This window comes from Avibacterium sp. 21-586, assembly GCF_026226775.1.
Classification (GTDB): Bacteria; Pseudomonadota; Gammaproteobacteria; order Enterobacterales; family Pasteurellaceae; genus Avibacterium.
Genome location: NZ_JAKKOD010000001.1, coordinates 786,473 through 807,756, shown reverse-complemented (window position 1 = coordinate 807,756; position 21,284 = coordinate 786,473). Strand labels below are relative to the sequence as shown.

At 40.5% G+C, this 21,284-nt stretch carries 13 protein-coding genes and 1 tRNA gene; 5 read left to right on the top strand and 9 right to left on the bottom strand.

Annotated features, from left to right (window positions below):
* Nucleotides 1–97: 97 nt before the first annotated feature.
* The 5 genes from L5B71_RS03635 to L5B71_RS03615 all read right to left on the bottom strand — a co-directional run bounded on the left by L5B71_RS03635 (nt 98) and on the right by L5B71_RS03615 (nt 3,059).
* On the bottom strand, nt 98–778 hold the full coding sequence (locus tag L5B71_RS03635) for a hypothetical protein (RefSeq protein WP_265757030.1): 681 nt from the start codon (nt 776–778) through the stop codon (nt 98–100).
* A 107-nt stretch (nt 779–885) separates the two neighbouring features.
* Complete coding sequence (locus L5B71_RS03630; protein ID WP_265756475.1) at nt 886–1,728, bottom strand: IS3 family transposase; 843 nt, start codon at nt 1,726–1,728, stop codon at nt 886–888.
* Nucleotides 1,725–2,030, bottom strand: a complete 306-nt coding sequence (locus tag L5B71_RS03625) for a transposase (protein ID WP_265756211.1) — start codon at nt 2,028–2,030, stop codon at nt 1,725–1,727. Before L5B71_RS03625 ends, L5B71_RS03630 begins: the two co-directional genes overlap by 4 nt.
* A gap of 50 nt (nt 2,031–2,080) precedes the next feature.
* Complete coding sequence (locus tag L5B71_RS03620; protein ID WP_265757028.1) at nt 2,081–2,689, bottom strand: baseplate complex protein; 609 nt, start codon at nt 2,687–2,689, stop codon at nt 2,081–2,083.
* Between the two features lie 172 nt (nt 2,690–2,861).
* The gene (locus L5B71_RS03615) at nt 2,862–3,059 is read right to left on the bottom strand and encodes a helix-turn-helix transcriptional regulator (protein ID WP_265757027.1); all 198 of its coding nucleotides are present in this window, start codon (nt 3,057–3,059) and stop codon (nt 2,862–2,864) included.
* A 475-nt stretch (nt 3,060–3,534) separates the two neighbouring features.
* Here L5B71_RS03615 and L5B71_RS03610 point away from each other — a divergent pair, with 475 nt between their 5' ends.
* Nucleotides 3,535–3,813, top strand: coding sequence for an ogr/Delta-like zinc finger family protein (locus tag L5B71_RS03610; protein WP_265757026.1), 279 nt, complete (start codon nt 3,535–3,537; stop codon nt 3,811–3,813).
* A gap of 10 nt (nt 3,814–3,823) precedes the next feature.
* On the opposite strand, the gene L5B71_RS03605 is transcribed toward L5B71_RS03610, so the two are convergent.
* Both L5B71_RS03605 and L5B71_RS03600 read right to left on the bottom strand, forming a co-directional pair.
* Entirely contained in the window at nt 3,824–5,032 is a 1,209-nt protein-coding gene (locus L5B71_RS03605) for a tyrosine-type recombinase/integrase (protein WP_265757025.1), read from the bottom strand.
* Nucleotides 5,033–5,244: 212 nt separating this feature from the next.
* Nucleotides 5,245–5,334, bottom strand: a tRNA-Ser gene (locus tag L5B71_RS03600).
* A gap of 234 nt (nt 5,335–5,568) precedes the next feature.
* On the opposite strand from L5B71_RS03600, the gene mfd reads away from it, so the two are divergent.
* Together mfd and lpcA are read left to right on the top strand one after the other, a co-directional pair.
* Complete coding sequence (gene mfd / locus L5B71_RS03595) at nt 5,569–9,003, top strand: transcription-repair coupling factor (protein ID WP_265757780.1); 3,435 nt, start codon at nt 5,569–5,571, stop codon at nt 9,001–9,003.
* An 86-nt stretch (nt 9,004–9,089) separates the two neighbouring features.
* Complete coding sequence (gene lpcA / locus L5B71_RS03590; RefSeq protein WP_265757024.1) at nt 9,090–9,674, top strand: D-sedoheptulose 7-phosphate isomerase; 585 nt, start codon at nt 9,090–9,092, stop codon at nt 9,672–9,674.
* Nucleotides 9,675–9,730: 56 nt separating this feature from the next.
* Here lpcA and ffh read toward each other — a convergent pair whose 3' ends face one another.
* A complete protein-coding gene (gene ffh, locus L5B71_RS03585; RefSeq protein WP_194751593.1) occupies nt 9,731–11,116 on the bottom strand; it encodes a signal recognition particle protein in 1,386 nt (461 codons plus the stop codon).
* Between the two features lie 170 nt (nt 11,117–11,286).
* On the opposite strand from ffh, the gene L5B71_RS03580 reads away from it, so the two are divergent.
* The gene (locus L5B71_RS03580) at nt 11,287–12,096 is read left to right on the top strand and encodes a cytochrome C assembly family protein (RefSeq protein ID WP_265757023.1); all 810 of its coding nucleotides are present in this window, start codon (nt 11,287–11,289) and stop codon (nt 12,094–12,096) included.
* A gap of 42 nt (nt 12,097–12,138) precedes the next feature.
* On the top strand, nt 12,139–13,419 hold the full coding sequence (locus L5B71_RS03575) for an HlyC/CorC family transporter (RefSeq protein ID WP_265757022.1): 1,281 nt from the start codon (nt 12,139–12,141) through the stop codon (nt 13,417–13,419).
* 376 nt (nt 13,420–13,795) lie between these two features.
* Here L5B71_RS03575 and L5B71_RS03570 read toward each other — a convergent pair whose 3' ends face one another.
* On the bottom strand, nt 13,796–21,238 hold the full coding sequence (locus L5B71_RS03570; protein WP_265757021.1) for an Ig-like domain-containing protein: 7,443 nt from the start codon (nt 21,236–21,238) through the stop codon (nt 13,796–13,798).
* Nucleotides 21,239–21,284 lie beyond the last annotated feature (46 nt).

Sequence of the window (21,284 nt, the reverse complement as noted above, 5' to 3'; positions counted from 1 at the left end):
ATTACAGTTGTGAAGTGCTATATCGTGCTAGGCGGTGTAAGTTGGAATACGTAAAGAGAGAAAAGAAAAGCCGCACAAGGCGGCTTAATGGCGTGAATTATTGTTTTTCTTTGAGCTCTTGCAAGCGGCGGCGGGCAAAGAAGCCTGCGCCTAGAGTCTGATATAGAATTTTAGGCTTATCTATTCCTAAAGGGGATTTTTCGGGATTCTTAATAAATGGTCTTACCCTCTTACTTAAATCTTCTAAAAATACTTGTTCTACAGTCATATGTAGCTGGTTCAGTGTGTTTATTTCTCTATCTTCTAAGCATTCTACATAAATACCGCATAGAAAATTCAAGTTTTTTATAAGATCTTCATCTTGAATAAGTTCTTGTGTAAGCTCATAGATATACTTATTTAATTCAGTATATTTTGATCTAGCTGCTGAAGCTGTTTTGCTGTATTCTTCAAGTTTGAAAATTTCAATTTTATTTTCTGTTTCCTTATTCAGTTTTTCTAATAAGGTGATTTTTCTTGCATTTGAATTAAGCTGATCTGAAAGTTTATCAAATTCAGCAAAGTCTAGAGCAGCGCTTTCTACGTCTAATGAGCCATCTAATTTCTTTTCAAGATCAATATTTTCAGCTTGTAATGCTTGAATAATTGCATTATTGCGATTAATAATTTCTTGTTTCTTTGCGATTTCATCATTCGCTTTTTTTAATGCTTCTAGCGCCTCTTCGTATTCCGCTTTTTTCTGAATAAAGGTTTCGTTTTGGGTTATGGTATCTAACATAGTTTTTTCTCCGTAGTATTATTTCTCTGGTGATGGCTGGCTTTTATCACTTGAGAAAATAGAAGATATTTTCTCTAATCCTTTTTTGGCTGCTCTGTAGTGATCCACTAAATTAGCAGTCCCTGATAGGTTTTTTTCGCTAAAATTGGCGGTAATCCTTGATTATAGCTATGCGGTCTCACCCTGTTATAGTAAAACACATAACGTTTAATATCTTCCTTAGCTTCATCTAAGGAAGAATAACCGCCCTTTAACATCCATTCATATTTAAAACTTCTAAACCAACGTTCCAGCGGCGCATTATCCCAACAATTTCCTCGGCGACTCATACTTTGTATCAAACCATGCTGTTTCACACATTGTATAAACAACTCACTCCCATAAATACTGCCTTGGTCTGAGTGAAACAACATCCTCCTCGTTCTCTCCGTTGTTAGCATTGCATGATTTAAGGCGCCAACCACTAACATTGAATCATGCTGTTTCTGTAATCGCCAACCTACTACTTGACGGTGCGCTAAATTCATTACCACTGCCAAATAATGCCACTCCCCCTGTACCTTTAGATAAGTTGTATCACCACATAATACCGTTGTCTCTGAGGTTGGATTAAATTGCCGATTTAACACATTATGAAACAATGTGGACGCTTTCTCTAATGTACCTTGACGCCAACGTTTTTGTGGCTGTTTACTGACTAATCCCTGTTGTTTCATGAGCTTTCGAATTAAGGCTAATCCTACCTCAATCCCCTTACTTTTTAATCTCGCCTTTAAAGTCCGCTTTCCTGCTGAACCCCGACTTTCATCAAATAACGCCTTTATCTCTACCGCCAAGCCTAAATGCTTATTGGGCTTAGCTTTTTGCTTTCTCTGAGCATAATAAGCTCGTTCTGAAAGAGAAAATAGCGCACAAACACGTTTTATTCCATATGATTTTAATGTCTTCACCGCTTGATAGCGTTGCGCTCGAGTGACATGAAAATCACTGTAGCCTTTTTTAGGATTTCTTTATCCTCTTCAAGTATTTTAATGCGTCGCTCAAGCTCTCGTATCCGTTGTTGCTCGGGTGAAAGAGGCTTAGTTCCTGGTAATACATAGCCTTGTTTTTCTGCTTGGACTTGTTTTATCCAACGACGCAGGGCTGTTTCGCCTATGCCTAATTCTAAACAGGCTTGGGCAATAGAGTAACCTTGCTCGGTGACTAATTTTACTGCGGCCACTTTGTAATCTGGGCTAAATGTTCTTCTCATTTTAGTGTCCTCTTTTTGTGATAGTTTACCACCTATCTAGGACTGTAAAATTAGTGTACCACTACAGCTCCTTTAAAATCGCCTTGATTTAAACGGCCTGAAAAGCTCGGATCTTTTTCTGTGCCATCAATTTTTTCTTCAGTTTTATTTGGTTTAACCTGTGCAGGCTGTGCTTTAGGGTGATTTTCTTTTTGTACTATTTTCTTTGGTTTTGGTTTGCGTTTTTCTTTTTTCTCGCTAACACTATTAGCTTCTTTTAAAATAAAACTTACATTCCAAGCCATAAAGTCATCTTGTTCTACAATATCAACCTCACCGCTGAATTTTACTTCTCTAATGTTCATTGCTTGCGCAGTTCTTGATGAAACTCTATATTTAATTTGTCCACCTGTTCCATCAGTGCCTTCAGCTAAATTAATTAGATCAGTTAGCCATTTTTCCTCTCTATATGGAATCATTCCTTTAACGTGGAGTTCTTTCGCCTTTATCCCTTTATCTGCTTTTTTTGTGCTAGATTTACGGCCACTCATATCCGCTTCTTCTCGTCTAAAAGTACCAGTAATACTTAAATTATGCATAAGAATGGGTTTGCCATTTAATGCAATTAGAATAGCAGGAGATTTTCTTTTTGTTTCAGTTTTTTCAGTTGTTTCAGGCATTTTATTTTTCCTTTTTTGTTGGTATAATATTTGCGTTTAATTTAGAACTTTAGATTAAACAAGGGTTCTTGAAATATTCTTATACTTCAAGAAAATAACTATATTAAACTACATCTCGTTTTTTGTTTTCGTGAGCATCTAGCCCTAGGTAATAAAATTTATCTAGGGCTATTTATTTCGCTCTTCTTCTTAACTTTTCTTCAATCCAGCTATCCACTTCACTTTCTAACCATACAACACGATTACTTGTAATCATAATACTTTTAGGGAATTTCCCCCTGCGCATATAGTTATAAATGGTAGATTTGCTAAGGCTTGTTCTTGTAATAACTTCATCTAATGAAATAAAGCGTTCTTTTTTCTCTTTCATTTATACTCCTATAATTTGAACGGCTATAAATGCTATAGCACTTAATTACATAGATAAATATTAGGGGATTTAATAGAGGGATTAAATGAATTTGACTTGTGATATTAATTATCACAATAACAAGATGAACAAATTAATTAAAATGGCTAGAAAGTTTCCATTGTGCAGGTAAAATCCTACGTCACGTCATACGGCACGAAAAAAGCACTCTCCCACCCGCGTTTTTTGTGTCAAAAATTGCCATTTTTTCAGTTAATTTTCAGTATGATTTTTATGTAATTTATTGAAAATAAAGGAAATGTACTCAATTTTTTCCATTTCCTTAACTGAAAAAATTACAGTTAATTTCAGTGAATTTCAGTTAAGAAAAAGCACTAAATAGAACATTAAACAGTTAATTAATTGAAATTAAAGGGAATTTTTGATTTTACGTGAGAGATATGCCAAGAATTTTTTACAGTTAAGAGATTGAACAATGCCAAGAGCCTTTAAAATTTATTGCACAGCTTGCAAAAGCCGAGCAACAATTACAAGAACAGAAAGACCACTTCAAGGCTTTAGCCGTCTTTATTGTTCTTGCAATAATCCAGAATGCTTGCATCGTTTTGTAATGAATTTAGAATTTAGCCATACCACAAGACCAAGCCTACTAGATAAAGACGTTTTTATTAACACACTTATAAGCCAATTTTCGCCAGAAGATAAGGCTAAAATGCTTGTTGCATTACAAAAAGAAACTAGCCCCAATAAATAGGGGCTAAAAATTAAGCTTTAATGGCTTCTATTTTACATTTCTCTACATAATCCCCCCAAGTTTGCATAATCTCAATTCTTGATTTCCACTTTTTCGATTTATCATAGGCTGCCCGAACCTTGCCTTTATTTTCGTGTGAAAGACATAGTTCAATAGCTTCAGAAGAAAATACATCAAGATCGTGAAGATAGGTACTAGCAATAGAACGCAAACCGTGGGCGACTAAAAGCCCTTTAAATCCCATTCGCTTTAGCGCCACATTTGCCGCCTGTGTACTCATATGATTAGTGTAAGGTGCGGTGTAGGTTGAGAATACATATTTTCTATTTCCATTATATCGCCGCATTTGCTCTAAAATATATAAGGCTTGAGTAGATAAAGGAACGCTATGCGGCCGTTTTCCTCCTTTCATTTTTTCAGCAGGAATATGCAGCACTTTATTTTTAAAATCAATTTCTGACCATTCAACCCGTACCGCTTCCGCAGAACGCAACATTGTTAATAGCTGCCATTCTATTAAAAGTGCGGTGGGTTGCTGAATATTTGCATTGTGCAACACTCTAAATAAATAAGGCAATTCGCAAGGGCTAATTGTTGGCTGATTTACTGTTTGAATATAATTAAATTCATTATGAATTTTTCTAAATGGATTTTTTACAATCCATTCTTCATCTTCAGCAAATTGAAACATTTGATTTAGTGCAATATTAATCTTATATAACGTATTAGAATGTTTCAGTGGCACAAGCGCGAAATAGATAGATTTCAAGTTCACTTCTTTTATATTCATATTTCCTACAAGGGGAAATAAATGAATTTCAAGCCGTCTAAACGCTTCTTTAATCGTTACTTCTTTTAATTTTCCTTGCAATAAACGTCGATCACGCCATTTAGCCGCTAATTCCTTTAATGTAATATTCTCATTTTCCAATTGCTTAAATTGCACATTTTTGTAGCCTAGCGGATCAACATTTTGCACAAGTAGCGTGCGATATTCCTGCGCAATTTCTCTAGCTTTTGCCAAAGATAAATCAGGGAATGAACCTAGGCTAATTTTTTTATGTTTCCTAAGGTATTTATAGGCGAAATACCAAATCTTAGCGCCATTAGGCTTTACTCTAATGTAAAGCCCTTGCCCATCAGATTTAATGTATTCTTTCGCCATAGGCTTTAGATTTTGAAGGGTAGTATTGGTTAAAGGTTTAACAATTTTGCTCATATCTCATAACCTTATGAAAAATAAAGGATAATTAACCTTTTAGATCCCTCGTAAAAATCCCTTTAAGGTGAGGGATCTAAACAGGGATCTAAAGAGTGTGGATGTAAGCAAACAAAGAAAAACAAAACTGAACAAATGCGAACAGTAAAATGTTGTTTCTGTTGCATTTTTTTGAAATTTTGAACGTAGGCGAACGTAGAAAAACAGTAGAATGGCGGTGAGAGGGGGATTCGAACCCCCGATGCACTTTCGCACATACACGCTTTCCAGGCGTGCTCCTTCAACCACTCGGACATCTCACCATCGGGAAGTAGTGGCTGAATATAAAGATTTCAGCGGCTTTCGTCAAGCGTTTTTCTGCCCTTGGTGCTTAACTGGTTAAAATAGGGGCAGTTAAAGTGAGCGGTGGATTGTTTGAATTTTGATACTGTGTAAAAAAACAGTGTTTTCCTTTGCAAGTTTGGGGATTTCCGCTAAACTAGGCATAATTTTAATCCGTAAAAATAGATGAAAAAAGCACCGCATTTAGCCTTATGATGTATTTTGATTTGAATATCCCAACGCAAGCCAATGATCACAAAATTTTAGCCAATGTTATTGCAGGTAGCGATACCTTAGCCCTTGCAGAAATTGCCCAGAGCCACCAAGGGCTTACCGTAGTAGTAACGCCAGATACGCGAAGTGCGGTGCGTTTATCGAAAGTTTTGGCGGAATTCGTTTTCCAGCCTGTTACCTTTTTCCCAGATTGGGAAACCTTGCCTTATGACAGCTTTTCACCGCATCAAGACATTATTTCTTCACGGCTCAGTGCGTTATTCCATTTGCAAAATGCAAAGAACGGCATTTTCATTTTGCCCATCAGCACCTTAATGCAAAAAATTTGCCCGCCTGAGTATTTGCAGCACAATGTTTTGTTGATTAAAAAAGGCGATCGCATTGTGATTAACGATTTTCGTTTGAAGTTAGAAAATGCGGGTTATCGTGCGGTGGAACAGGTGCTGGAACACGGCGAATATGCGCTACGTGGGGCGTTGCTCGATCTGTTTCCAATGGGAAGTGCGGTGCCTTTTCGTTTAGATTTTTTTGATGATGAGATTGATAGCATTCGCACCTTTGATGTAGATACGCAGCGTACGTTAGAAGAAATTCCTTCAATTCGTTTATTGCCAGCGCAAGAGTTCCCTACCGATAGCAAAGGCATTGAATTTTTCCGTGCGAAATTTCGTGATACCTTTGGTGAAATTCGCCGTGATCCTGAGCATATTTATCAACAGGTGAGCAAAGGCACGTTGGCAGCAGGGATTGAGTATTGGCAGCCGCTGTTTTTTGAGCAAATGGCTACCTTATTTGATTATTTGCCTGAACAGACATTATTTGTGGATTTTGAGAGTAACCAGCAACAAGGTGAGCGTTTTTATCAAGATTGTGAACAGCGTTATGAAAGCCGCCGTGTTGATCCAATGCGCCCTTTATTACCGCCTGATCAGCTTTGGTTGCCCATTGACCAAATTAATCATCAGCTCAAACATTTTCCTAAAATCACCTTGAAAGCGGAAAGAGTGGCGCGTGCTTCTGTGCGTCAGCAAAACTTGCCTGTGCAAGCCTTGCCAGACTTAAGCCTAAAATTACAACAAAAAGAACCGCTCTTACCTTTGCAACAATTTATGGCGCAGTTTAATGGCGATATTGTCTTTTGTGTGGAAACAGAAGGGCGGCGAGAAACCTTGCTTGATTTGCTCAGTCCGCTGAAATTAAAACCAAAACAAATCGCACATCTTTCAGATTTACAAGAAAAGCAAAGTTTACTGATTTGCAGCCAAGATCGAGGCTTTATTGTGGATAAAGGCAACGCTTCCCTTGCCTTGATTACGGAAACGGAATTGCTTGGTGAACGTGTGCAACAGCGCAGCCGTGATCGACAAAAATCGGTTAATCCCGATACCTTAATTCGCCATTTGGCTGAACTTAAAATTGGCCAGCCGGTGGTGCATTTAGATCACGGAGTAGGGCGTTATGCAGGCTTGGTTACACTAGAAAATGCGGGGATAAAATCGGAATTTTTGCTACTGCAATATGCTAATGATTCCAAACTTTATGTGCCGGTAACCTCACTGCATTTGATTAGCCGTTATGTAGGAGGCTCAGAAGAAACCGCACCATTGCATAAATTAGGCAGTGATGCTTGGGTGAAAAGTCGCCAGAAAGCCGCTGAGAAAATTCGTGATGTCGCGGCTGAATTGCTTGATGTGTACGCTCGCCGAGAAACGCAAAAAGGCTTTGCATTTCATTACGATCGTGATGAGTTTATGCAGTTTTCTGCTAGCTTCCCTTTTGAAGAAACCCTAGACCAAATGACCGCGATTAATGCGGTGATTTCTGATATGACGCAGCCGAAAGCGATGGATCGTTTGGTCTGTGGTGATGTAGGCTTTGGTAAAACAGAAGTGGCGATGCGTGCCGCATTTTTAGCGGTGATGAACCATAAACAGGTAGCGGTGCTTGTGCCGACTACGCTTCTTGCCCAGCAACATTATGAAAACTTTAAAGATCGCTTTGCCAACTTGCCGGTGAATGTGGACGTGCTTTCACGCTTTAAAACAGCGAAAGAGCAAAAAGCCCTGCTTGCTGATTTAGCGGAAGGTAAAATTGATATATTAATCGGCACGCACAAATTGATCCAGCCAGAAGTGAAATTTAAGGATCTCGGCTTGCTGATTATTGATGAAGAACACCGTTTCGGCGTGCGTCAAAAAGAAAAAATCAAGCAACTGCGTGCCAATGTGGATATTCTCACCCTTACGGCAACGCCAATTCCACGCACCTTAAATATGGCGATGAATGGCATTCGTGATCTTTCCATTATATCTACGCCACCAGCACGCCGTTTAACCATTAAAACCTTTGTGCGACAGGCGGATGATTTAATTATTCGTGAGGCAATTTTGCGTGAAATTTTGCGTGGTGGACAAGTTTATTATTTGCATAATGATGTGGCGAGCATTGAAAATTGTGCAGAAAATCTTGCCACACTTGTGCCTGAGGCACGCATCGTTATTGGGCACGGACAAATGCGTGAACGCGAGCTAGAACGTGTGATGTCCGATTTTTATCATCAGCGCTACAACCTGTTGGTTTGTTCCACCATTATTGAAACAGGGATTGATGTTCCAACGGCAAACACCATCATCATTGAACGTGCGGATCGCTTTGGTTTAGCACAATTGCACCAACTGCGTGGGCGAGTAGGGCGTTCGCATCATCAAGCTTATGCCTATTTACTCACACCACCACCAAAAGCAATGACAAAAGATGCGTTGAAACGCCTTGAAGCCTTGGAAAGTCTGGATAACCTTGGGGCAGGATTTATGTTGGCAACGCAAGATTTAGAAATTCGTGGTGCAGGGGAATTGCTTGGCGATGAACAAAGTGGACAAATTGAAAGCATTGGTTTTTCTTTATATATGGATCTGCTAGAAAGTGCGGTGAATGCACTGAAAGACGGGCGTGAACCCTCTCTTGATGAACTCACCCAACGCCAAGTTGAAATTGATTTGCGTATTCCAGCCTTACTGCCAGATGACTACCTAGGTGATGTGAATATGCGTCTTGGTTTTTATAAACGCATTGCAGGGACAGAAAATACGCAGGAGCTTGATGAATTAAAAGTGGAGCTTATCGACCGATTCGGGCTATTGCCACAGCCTGCCAAGAATTTATTACAAATTGCCCAACTGCGTTTGCAAGCCAAGTCATTGCAGATCATTCGTATTGAAGCAACGGCACAAGGTGGCTTTATTGAGTTTTCCCCTCAAGCAAGTCTTGACCCAACAAAATTCTTGCAACTGATTCAGCAATCCCCAGCGGTTTATCGCTTTGACGGGCCAACGAAATTTAGATTTCAGCGGGATTTAACTGATAGCAAAGTGCGGTTGGATTTTGTGACAGAATTGCTCCAAGCGTTAAAATCATAGTCTGGGAAATATAATGAATTCATAGAAAAATCGTGATAGATTAACGCCATTTTAACTTTAATGCCTTATCTAAAAAGGAGAATAAAATGTACTTAGAGCAAATTAAAGCTGAGCTGAACGAAGCGCAGGATGTACTTAATAAATTTGTCAATGATGAAAAAAATATTGAATTAATTCAACAGGCGGCTTTGTTGATCGCCGATAGTTTTAAACAAGGTGGAAAAGTGCTTTCGTGTGGCAATGGTGGATCCCATTGTGATGCGATGCACTTTGCGGAAGAGCTCACAGGGCGCTATCGCGAAAATCGCCCCGGCTATCCAGCCATTGCTATTTCTGATGTCAGCCATTTAAGCTGCGTGAGTAATGATTTTGGCTATGATTATGTGTTCTCTCGCTATATTGAAGCAGTAGGGCAAAAAGGCGACGTGCTGTTTGGTTTATCCACATCAGGCAATTCTAAAAATATCTTAAATGCGATTAAAGCAGCAAAAGATAAAGGAATGAAAGTGATTGCAATGACAGGCAAAGACGGCGGACAAATGGCAGGGCTTGCCGATGTGGAAATTCGCGTACCACATTTTCGTTATGCGGATCGTATTCAAGAAATTCACATCAAAGTAATTCATATCTTAATGATGTTGATTGAATTTGAAATGGCGAAAATAAAATAACCATTTTATATAAAAACACCGCACATTGATGCGGTGTTTTTATGAGGATAGGAAGACTAGCGCTTGAACATATTGCCAAGACCACCTAGGCCACCCATTCCGCCCATCATTCCTTTCATTCCGCGCATCATTTTTGCCATACCGCCTTTGCGCATTTTTTTCATCATACGCTGCATTTCGTCAAATTGCTTGAGCAATTTATTCACGTCTTGCACCTGTGTGCCTGAGCCAAGCGCAATGCGGCGGCGGCGTGAGCCTTTGATGATTTCAGGTTTGGCACGCTCTTTGAGGGTCATTGAATTGATGATGGCTTCCATTTTGATGAACATTTTGTCATCGACTTGATTTTTAATATGATCAGGCAGGTTTTTCGCGCCCGGTAATTTTTCAAGCATTGTCATCATTCCACCCATTTTTTTCATCTCAATGAGCTGATCGCGGAAATCTTCCAAAGTGAAGTCATCGCCTTTTTGGAATTTTTTCGCCATTTTTTCCGCTTTTTCTTGATCCACAGAGCGTTGTAGATCTTCGATGAGCGAAAGCACATCCCCCATTCCTAAAATGCGTGAAGCTACACGATCAGGGTGGAAAGGCTCAAGCGCATCTGTTTTTTCCCCAACCCCTAAGAATTTAATCGGTTTGCCGGTGATTTGGCGAATAGAAAGTGCCGCACCGCCGCGCGCATCACCGTCCACTTTGGTTAGAATCACCCCAGTAAGTGGTAGCGCTTCATTAAAGGCTTTTGCGGTGTTAGCGGCGTCTTGACCCGTCATTGCGTCCACGGTGAAAAGAGTTTCCACAGGATTAAGTGCGGTGTGAATTTTTTGGATTTCTTCCATCATTTCGCCATCAACGTGCAGGCGACCAGCGGTATCCACAATCAACACATCATAGAATTTGAGCTTAGCCTCTGCTAGTGCGGCTTGCACAATCTCTACGGGATTTTGCTGGCTGTTAGAGGGGAAAAAATCCACTCCAACGGCTTGCGCAAGGGTTTCAAGCTGTTTGATCGCTGCAGGGCGATACACGTCCGCCGACACCACCATCACTTTTTTCTTTTGACGCTCACGCAAGAATTTAGCTAACTTTCCTACACTGGTGGTTTTCCCCGCCCCTTGCAAACCCGCCATTAGGATCACCGCTGGTGGCTGAGTGGCAAGATTTAGGCTCTCATTTGCTTCACCCATCGCTTTTTCAAGCTCGGATTGCACAATTTTGAGAAATTCTTGCCCTGGCGTTAAGCTACGGTTCACTTCCTCGCCGATAGCACGTTCTTTCACTTTATTAATAAACTCACGCACCACAGGCAGCGCAACGTCTGCTTCAAGCAATGCCATACGCACTTCACGCAGGGTGTCTTTAATATTATCTTCGGTTAAACGCCCTTTCCCTGTTATGTTACGCAGGGTTTTCGAGAGACGATCAGAAAGGTTTTCAAACATCGTTTTTCCTAAATTTGAGTGGAATGAAATGAAATAAATTGCGTCAATTATACTGAAATTCCACAGATTTTCATCATTTGAAAGAAATTTATAGCGATTTTAGTGTGGCAAGGCTAGAATAAGAATGGTTCTTAATTTGGCATTAAAGCGAATAAATAAGGTGAATAAAAATGTGGTTTGCCGTTGTTTCAATTTTTTTATATTTAATTAGCATTCTTCTCATTACCCCAATGTTATTGAAAGCACATTCGGGAGAGCAAACGAAAAGACCAAATAAAACATTGTTTTTTTGCACCGCACTTTTGGCGATTATTATGCACAGCATCAGCCTTTCATCGCTATTTTCTCATTGGGCTAATGAACAAACTTTCACTTTAATGGACATTAGTTCTTTATTAAGTGTGCTCGTGGCCGCTTTGGCAACCTTTGCTATTGGTTTTCGCGTTAATACCCTATGGTTTTTATTGCCGATTGTCTATTGCCTCGCCATTATCAATTTGATCCTACAGACGTTTTTGCCTTTTTCTATCGTGCAGCATTTGATCCACAATGTGGGCTTATTCCTGCATATTGGCTTGGCGCTATTGGCGTATGCCGTCTGTTTTATTGCGACTTTATATGCCGTGCAATTATGGTGGCTTGATCACAATCTAAAAAGTAAAAAACTGGCTTTGTCGCCTATTATTCCGCCTTTAATGACTGTAGAACGTCATTTTTTCCGCTTAATGCTCAGCGGTGAAGTGTTACTAACTTTAACGCTAATCTCTGGTGCGATTTATCTGCCAGATTTTTTTGGTATGCAAAATATACAAAAAGCCATTTTCTCACTCCTTGCTTGGATTGTGTTAAGTGTGGCGTTAATTGGGCATTGGAAGTGGCATTGGCGTGGAAAAAAGGTGATTATTTATAGCATTTCAGGTATGATTTTGCTTTCGATTGCCTATTTTGGCAGCCGAGTTGCGTTTGGGCTAGGGCTTTAACGTTGCTGCCCAAGAACGATGGTTTGATAAAAGGATTTGATTTTGGATAGTATTCCCCTTAGTACGTTATTTATCACTTTAATTATTTTACTGATTTTATCCGCCTATTTTTCCAGTTCAGAAACAGGCTTGCTTTCCGCTAACCGCTATCGTATGCGCTTTTTAGCCGAAAAAGGGCATAAAGGGGCGAAAAAAGCAGAAAAACTTTTGAAAAAAACAGATATTTTACTTAGCCTAATTCTTATCTGTAATAACCTTGTTAATATTTCCGCTTCTGCTATTGCCACTATTATTGGTATGCGTTTATATGGCGATATGGGCGTGGCGATTGCAACAGGGGCATTAACGTTTGCAATGTTGATTTTTGCTGAGATTTTCCCGAAAACCATTGCCGCACTTTATCCTGAAAAAGTGGCCTTTTTATCAAGCCATATTCTCACCCCATTGCTGAAAATTTTTAGCCCGATTGTGTTCTTAATGAACCTGATTATTCGTGGCTTGATGAAATTGTTCCGCGTAAAAAATGAACAAAAAACCAGTTCGTTAAGCACAGAAGAATTGCGTGCCATTGTGAACCAATCAGGGCATTTTATTCCTTCCGCTCACCAAGAAATGTTGCTTTCTATTTTGGATTTAGAAAAAGTGACGGTGGACGACATTATGGTGCCGCGCAACGACATTGGTGGGATCAACATTGACGACGATTGGAAAGCCATTATGCGTCAGCTCAACCATTCTGCGCACAGTAAAGTGGTGCTGTACAAAGAGAGTATGGACGAAAATGTGCTAGGCATTTTGCGTGTGCGTGAGGCGTATCGTTTAATGCTAGATAAAAATGAATTTAGCAAAGAAACGTTAATCCGTGCAGTAGATGAAGCTTATTTTATTCCAGAAGCGACGCCATTAAATACCCAATTGCTTAATTTCCGCAATAAAAAAGAACGGATTGGTTTGGTTGTTGATGAATATGGCGATATTAAAGGATTGGTAACGTTGGAAGATATTTTAGAAGAGATTGTGGGGGAGTTTACCACTTCAACCGTTCCCTCTATTGATGAAGAAGTTACGCACCAATCTGATGGATCGATTATCATTGAGGGATCGGCGAATATTCGTGATTTGAATAAATTATTTGACTGGGATTTAGATACCGATGAGGCGCGTACCTTTAATGGTTTAATTCTAGAACATTTAGAAGATATTCCAGATGAGGGAACCGTATGCGAGATTAATGGATTAAATATTGTTATTCTTGAGGTGGCAGATAATATGGTGAAACAGGCAAGAGTGGAAAGAAAAGTTACTTCAAAAGATAATCCATAATCCCCTTGTTTTATTAGAAAGAAAAGACGAACCTGAGTTCGTCTTTTTTGTTTTGTATTTTTGTTGAACTTTATTGCCCTATGAAAGTGCGGTGTATTTTTCTGTGATTTTTTATTCTTTGCGTAAAAATCAATTAAATTCGCGACGATAATCATATGATATATTCATCAGAGTATCGATAAATAATACTAGCCAAGCTTGAAAGTGGAGCAGGCTTTCGAGAGCTGGTATATATAGTTTTGGTGCGATGTTTAATGGCTTTTACTATATATTTATCCCTGCCTTGATAGATGTGAAAAATATTGAAATAACGATATCAATAATAAAAAAATCCCCTGCTTAAGCAGGGGATTCATTTTATAGGCTATCTCAATAATTAGATTATTGTGATATTCTGCTCAAGATTATCGGCAATATAAACAACCTTGCTATCCGCACGGTATTCGTGTGCCGCAATAGATTCACCATTATAATCGGTGATGGTTACGGCATTGCCTTTAGTGAGTGATAACGAGCTGGTGATAACCGTACTGTCATCTCCGTAAATGCTCAATACATTTCCTTCTGAAGCATTAACCGAGTCTAGATCTACTTGGTTATGATCACCATGCACTTCAATTAACTCTACACCTTGTACATTGCTGATAACAGAATAGTTCACCTCATAGCCAATAAGCAAGCTGTCATGCCCGTCACCTAGGTTAAGGGTGTTATTGCTTAAGCCTTCGTTATGACCAATTGCAGTGTTGATGGTGATAGTATCATTACCAAGACCAGTATCAATTGTGGTCATATTAATGCTACCCACTTCTACAATGTCATCCCCAGCCTGAGTCAAGATGGTTGTGCTCTCTGCTAAACCATCAATCACAACAAGATCATGGCCAGAGCCCATATCGATCACAGTGCCAGCGTCAGTATTACCGCGTACGCTAATGGAATCATTGCCTGCATTCATTTCAATATGGCTGTCGGCATTCACATTATTGAGGACAGTAAAGCTATCATTAGCATCAGTGAATGTATAGCTACCTGATGCATTGTCTACAACATCGCTATTGGTTTCTCCAGTATCTACAGAGCGATTTGAATATTCTTGGAGCAGTCCTCTAAGCTGTGCCCAACCAGGTGCTTCAATCAACTCATGATTTGAATCACGAACTTGTTTAGGGAAAGGAATATCATAACTTAATCTGTTTTCACCAACGTTTGAGCCATCTATAACAGTAACATTTCCATATTTATCTGTAATAAGGTATGTTTTTCCTGCCTCAACAGAGATTATATCATCACGCCCTTTAGTATCCCAGTTAACTTGAATATCACCTCTGGCTATTCTCTGAACATACTCAGCACCCTGCGTACTACCATCATTACTAATAGTTGTTACAAAAATTGGACCACGCTCATCTTTATCAATTTTTTCGTAATTTTGATAATTGGTATTTGCTCCAGTAGGATCATTCCCTCCCTCAAATGAATTACTTGAGATATCTGATATTCTTAATTGTGTACCAGCTGGTGCCTTGACTTCACCTTGATAAGGATCCGCAATTTGTCTTGGTTCAACTCTTTCGAGAGGTGTACCAGATGCATCCGTGCTCCAACGTGGAGACCAAGTATCTGATGGTGGTGTCGCAGATGACACATCATCAGGGTTACTTGTATTTCCTGCTGCATCGGTTACGGTAACTTTAACAGGCTCACCATCACGGATTTTATCATCAGGGATTGTTGCCGTTGTGCCACCTACTGGAATACTTGGTACAACAGATGGATCACTACTTGTCCAACTACCATCAGGGTTCTTCGTAAGAGTTACTTCGCTTTCCGTTGTATCTTCACGAGGAACAGTTACAGTAATTTGTGTGCCTGATGGTGCATCTGCTGGTACCGTAATATCTACACCATTGTCATCGTTAGTCGATAATGTTGGTTTTTCATCATCAGTAATTTGAGTATCGATGATAACATTTTGTTTCGCAATCGCACTTTCCTGACCCGCCTCATTCACTACTTTAACCCAAACTGGGGTAGAGCCTTCTTTGAAAGTAATAGATTGATCGAGATTATGCATAGTCGTTGTTGTTCGAACTCGCCCAATATCTACCCAAGTTTTTCCTTCATCTAAACTGATTTTAACCGTTTCACCACTTGCTAACTCACGGCTCAAAGAACCAATAACAACTGGTGTATTATCATTTGTTATAAAATCACCTTGTACACCAGAATCACTCATAATTCTTGTAATACTTGGCGTAATATCTGTTAATGTTGGTGCTGGATCAGCAGATTCAACAGTATAACTAGTTGTTTTATCGGCCGATGTTCCAGTGTTACCTGCGGTATCTGTACTACTTACTGATGCGGTTACCGATTTAGTTCCTGCATCTTTTAAGGCTTGAGTTGGCACCTCCACGCTGAATGTGCTGCCGTCTGAACCCACAGTACCAGTATATTTTGTATCACTACCTGCTACTTTAACGGTTACCGTATCGCCTGCTTTCGCACCTGTTACCGTTCCTGTTACCGCTGTATTCGTCTCAGCCTGCTCAGCCGTGCTGATTTGGTCATCAGCCGATACTTTTAACTCGGTAATAACAGGGGTTGGTGCTGTTTTATCAATCACAACATCGGTTAATTCAGCCGTATTATCTACGCCATCTTTCGTTGTTGTGACTACAACCTTAGTATATTCACCTTCTGGTAAGGTATATTTACCATCTACTAGGTTAATAGTTTCTGTTGAGCCATCTTTTTTGGTGACGACCACAGATTTGATTTCACCATCTTTCGCATCAATGGTTAATTCACCATTATTGGTATTCTTATCAGAATCACTTGAGCCTGTATCGCTAGTTAAAGCAATCGTTGGTTTTTCTGGCCCTGTTGGTGTTGGTTGCGGTGTTGCTGGTGTAGTACTACTGTCAATAACTGTGGTATTAGCACTTTGTTCACCTGCAGTGAGAGTCGCAGTTTCATTACCTTCTGTAGTTTCATCCGCAGTAAATGGTACTTTTACAGTGAACTCGGTTACACCATTTGGAATATTGAGTGTACCGTCTTCATTTTGAGTAACACCATTACTAAACTCTAATGGGCCACGGTCAGACTCTTGGATACCTGTTAAAGTAAATGGTACATTGCTTGCCCCGTTACCATTATTCATGGTTACGGTAAAGGTTGCAGTCTCTCCCTCATTCACTTGTGTTTTATCCACCGCTACACTGCTTACTTCTGCAGGAGTTGGTTGTGGTTGTGGCGGTGGTGTTACTGGTGCAGGGTCAACCGTGTAGTTTGCTGAACCATTTACAGGATCGCCAGTGTTGCCTGCAGCATCGGTTGGTGTTACTGATACGCTTACTGTTTTAGTACCTGCATCTTTTAAGTCTTGAGTTGGTACATTAACTGTAAAGTTGCCATCAGCATCCACTGTGCCTTTTGTTTCTTTACCATTTACGGTAACGGTAACGGTGTCACCTGCAGTATAAGTGCCGGTTACTTTACCTGTAACAGGAGTAGTTGCATTACCTTGCTCTGTGGTATCAAGAGTACCGTCTCCAGCTACTTTAACGTCAGTAACTTGTGTATCTGTCGGTTTTGTTGTATCAACAGTAATTTCTTTACCTTCATTGACTTTTGTCACTTCAGATACATTACCTGCTGCATCAGTTTGGCGTACTTGGATATTACCTGCTGGGTAAGTGCCTTCTGGTAAGGTAAATTCTGTACCTGTTCCTTTCGTCCAGGTATTGCCACCGTCAGTGCTATATTCCCAAGTTGCATTCGGTTCAATGCCAGTTACGCTAACAGTATTATCTTTTGTCACACCGTCAGTTGTATTTGAACCCGTGTCATCAAGTGCACCTGTTGGCGCGTCTGGCGCGACATTATCCACTTTTTGTCCACCCTCAACGGCTTTATTACCTGCACCTGTTGCAGTGCTGGTTGCAGCACCTTCAGCCACAGCAATTTTCACCTCTTGACCATTGTCTAGATTCTCACTCGGAGTCACAACAACAGTGTAAGAGCCATCATCATTTTTGGTAAATGATTTCACTGTACCATTAGTTGGGGTAATATCAGATTGATCTAAGCCTGTTAGTGGTTCACTTGGTCTAAGGGTAAACGTGATGTCACCATCAGCCTTGTTTGCTACGTCTTTGGCTTGATCATCTGTAATAGTAATCGTTGGTTGTGTTGGTTGTTCAACAGCGTAATCTTTTGTTGTAGACACATCACCTTTATTGCCTGCAGCATCGGTTGCAGTCACTTTTACATCAACCACTTTATCCGTATCCGCTTTTAAATCAGCAGTTGGTACATCAATGCTGAAGTTGCCCTCAGAATCAACTTTACCCGTATATTCTTTACCATTTACAGTAACAGTGACAACATCATCTGCTTTGAATTCACCGGTTACTTGACCTGTAACGGTAGAAGTTGATTTATTCCCTTCTACTGGGTCAAGTTTGTTATCATCCCCCGCCACTTTGACGTTGGTGATTTCAGTCGTTGTGCTACTTGGCGCTGTTGTATCTAATTCAAATGCGGCTGGTTCACTAATTTCGCTACGATCTGTACCGCTTGCATCAGTAATTTTTGCTTCCGCAGAATAATTACCATCAGTTGGTAACGCGTCTTTTGGAATCGTTACCGTAGCTTTACCAGCATCAAGATCAGCTTGAGTAACCGTTGTTTCTGCCGTGGTGGTTGTGCCGTCTGGTTTGGTTACGGTTAACACAACTTTATCTCCAACCTTCGTTCCAGTTGGTAAGGTTACGTTAGTTTGAACCCCATCTTTAGCTTCTTCAGCATTCACTTTATCGGTAGCTTCAGGGATATCGATTGTTGGTTTACCAATAGTGGTAATATCCGCTTTACCATCCTTAGGAGCTGTATCGGTAGGCGTTGAGCTATTGTCATCTGATTCTTCAGCATTAGTCTTACCATCGCCGTCTGAATCTAAATCGCCATCTGGTGTTTTACCATCGGTCATTGGATTTTTCGGATCGGTGCCAACTGCTTCTTCATCAGAATTATTTACACCGTCGTTGTCATCGTCGTTATCTAAGGTCTTATCTGCTGGCACGAGTGATGGATCGGTGTCGTGGTCTGGATTACCATCACCGTCTGTATCGTCATATTTTGGTGTCGTTACTGTAGCAGGGTCTGATGTTGCACCGGCATTTTCACCAACAGCAGTAACGTCGCTATTGTCTTTCACTGCATCAGGGGTAAGAGTGACTTTACCTGTTGCAGGGTCTAAGGTTGCCCCTTCAGGTAAGGTTCCTTCTTTTGGTGCCCAAGTGTCATCCGGTTGTTTCACCACTTCGATCGTTTGTGGTTGATCATTTTCATCCGTATAAGTGATGGTCACTTTGTCATTTTCAGCATTTGGTGTGATTTCTACGCCACCTGTTGGTTTGGTTACTTTATTTGTAGCAGGATCTTTCTCGCCAGCTAATTCAACAGTTGGTGCAGCTGGTTTTTCTATCAAGTCAGATTTGCCATTGCTATTGCCATCAGTGATGTCTGAACCATTATCGTCAGATTCATCACCATTTGATTTACCGTCACCGTCTGAATCTAAATCGCCATCTGGCGTTTTACCATCAGTCATTGGATTTTTCGGATCGGTGCCAACCGCTTCTTCATCAGAATTATTTACACCGTCGTTGTCATCATCGTTATCTAAGGTCTTATCTGCTGGCACGAGTGATGGATCGGTGTCGTGGTCTGGATTGCCATCACCGTCTGTATCGTCATATTTAGGTGTAGTTACGGTAGCTGGGTCTGATGTTGCACCGGCATTTTCACCAACAGCAGTAACGTCGCTATTGTCTTTCACTGCATCTGGGGTAAGGGTGACTTTACCAGTCTCAGGGTCTAAGCTTGCCCCTTCAGGTAAGGTTGTTCCTTCTTTTGGTGCCCAAGTACCATCCGGTTGTTTCACCACTTCGATTGTTTGTGGTTGATCATTTTCATCCGTATAAGTGATGGTTACTTTGTCATTTTCAGCACTTGGTGTGATTTCTACGCCACCTGTTGGATTACCGTTCTTATCAGACAAGACAACACTTGGTGCAGCTGGTTTTTCTAACAAGTCAGATTTGCCATTACCATTGCCATCAGTGATGTCTGAACCATTATCATCTGATTCTTCGCCATTTGATTTACCGTCACCGTCTGAATCTAAATCGCCATCTGGTGTTTTACCATCAGTCATTGGATTTTTCGGATCGGTACCAACTGCTTCTTCATCAGAATTATTTACACCGTCGTTGTCATCATCGTTGTCTAAGGTTTTTCCAGCAGGCACGAGTGATGGATCGGTGTCGTGGTCTGGATTACCATCGCCATCGAAATCGTCATATTTAGGTGTAGTTACGGTAGCTGGGTCAGATGTTGCACCGGCATTTTCACCAACAGCAGTAACGTCGCTATTGTCTTTCACTGCATCTGGGGTAAGGGTGACTTTACCAGTCTCAGGGTCTAAGGTTGCCCCTTCAGGTAAGGTTGTTCCTTCTTTTGGTGCCCAAGTGCCATCCGGTTGTTTCACCACTTCGATCGTTTGTGGCTGATCATTTTCATCCGTATAAGTGATGGTCACGTTGTCATTTTCAGCACTTGGTGTGATTTCTACGCCACCTGTTGGATTACCGTTCTTATCAGACAAGACAACACTTGGTGCAGCTGGTTTTTCTAACAAGTCAGATTTGCCATTACCATTGTCATCAGTGATAGCTGAACCATTATCATCCGATTCTTCGGCATTTGATTTACCGTCACCGTCTGAATCTAAATCACCATCATTCACAGGGTTGCCTTGTGCATCCGTGGTTGAGGTTGGATTTTTCGGATCGGTGCCAACTGCTTCTTCATCAGAATTATTTACACCGTCGTTGTCATCATCGTTGTCCAAGGTTTTACCAGCAGGCACGAGTGATGGATCGGTGTCGTGGTCTGGATTACCATCGCCATCGAAATCATCGTAAGCTGGTGTAGTTATCTCGCTGCTGTTAGCTTTTGCACCGTCTTGTTCACCGATAGCAACAACTTTGCTGTTATCTTTTACTGCATCTGGGGTTAAGGTTATTGTGCCTGTTGTTGGATCTAAGGTAGCCCCAGCTGGTAATGTACCTTCTGGAGACCAAGTGCCATCTGAATTTTTATTAATTACAATAGTCTGAGGATTGTTATTTTCATCAGTATAATTGATGGTGACTTTATCGTTGTTAGCCTTAGGCGTTACTTTTACACCACCTGTTGGGTTACCATTATTTTCAACTAGCTCTAATGTTGGTGCACCTGTGGTTGGTGTATCTTTACTATGATGCGCCAATGCAATCCCACCAAGTGCTAGCGGGATTAAACCTAATAACCACCACGGACTAAATGCCCATAACGCGCCAATCGGTTCGCCACCTAATGCTTGCCCTGCTGATGTTTGATCAGCAAGCTCTGTTACTGCATCCGCTTTTAAGGTGCTTTCTGGCACATAAGGGTAAATGTTGCCATTTTCATGTAAACCAACAAGCAAGCTAGTATCCGCTGCTTGGCCATTTTCATCATAATAATCTTTGATGATTAAATCTGGACTTTCAATATCTGAACCTTCAAACGCGATTTTTAAATCTTTTCCATCACGTTTAATCATAATATTTTCAGGACCAAAGCCTGTTTGGTCATCAATTAACTGATAATTGACTTTGCCTTTCGCGCTCACTTCTACCGCTTGCTTTTTGCCCGCTGTAATATTAATTGTTTCTAGCGTTTGCTTCGCATCATTAATCTTTAATGTGATTTGTTTTGTCATTACTTTTTTACCTTTAAACTCTTAAATTGCTTAGATGATGTATCTC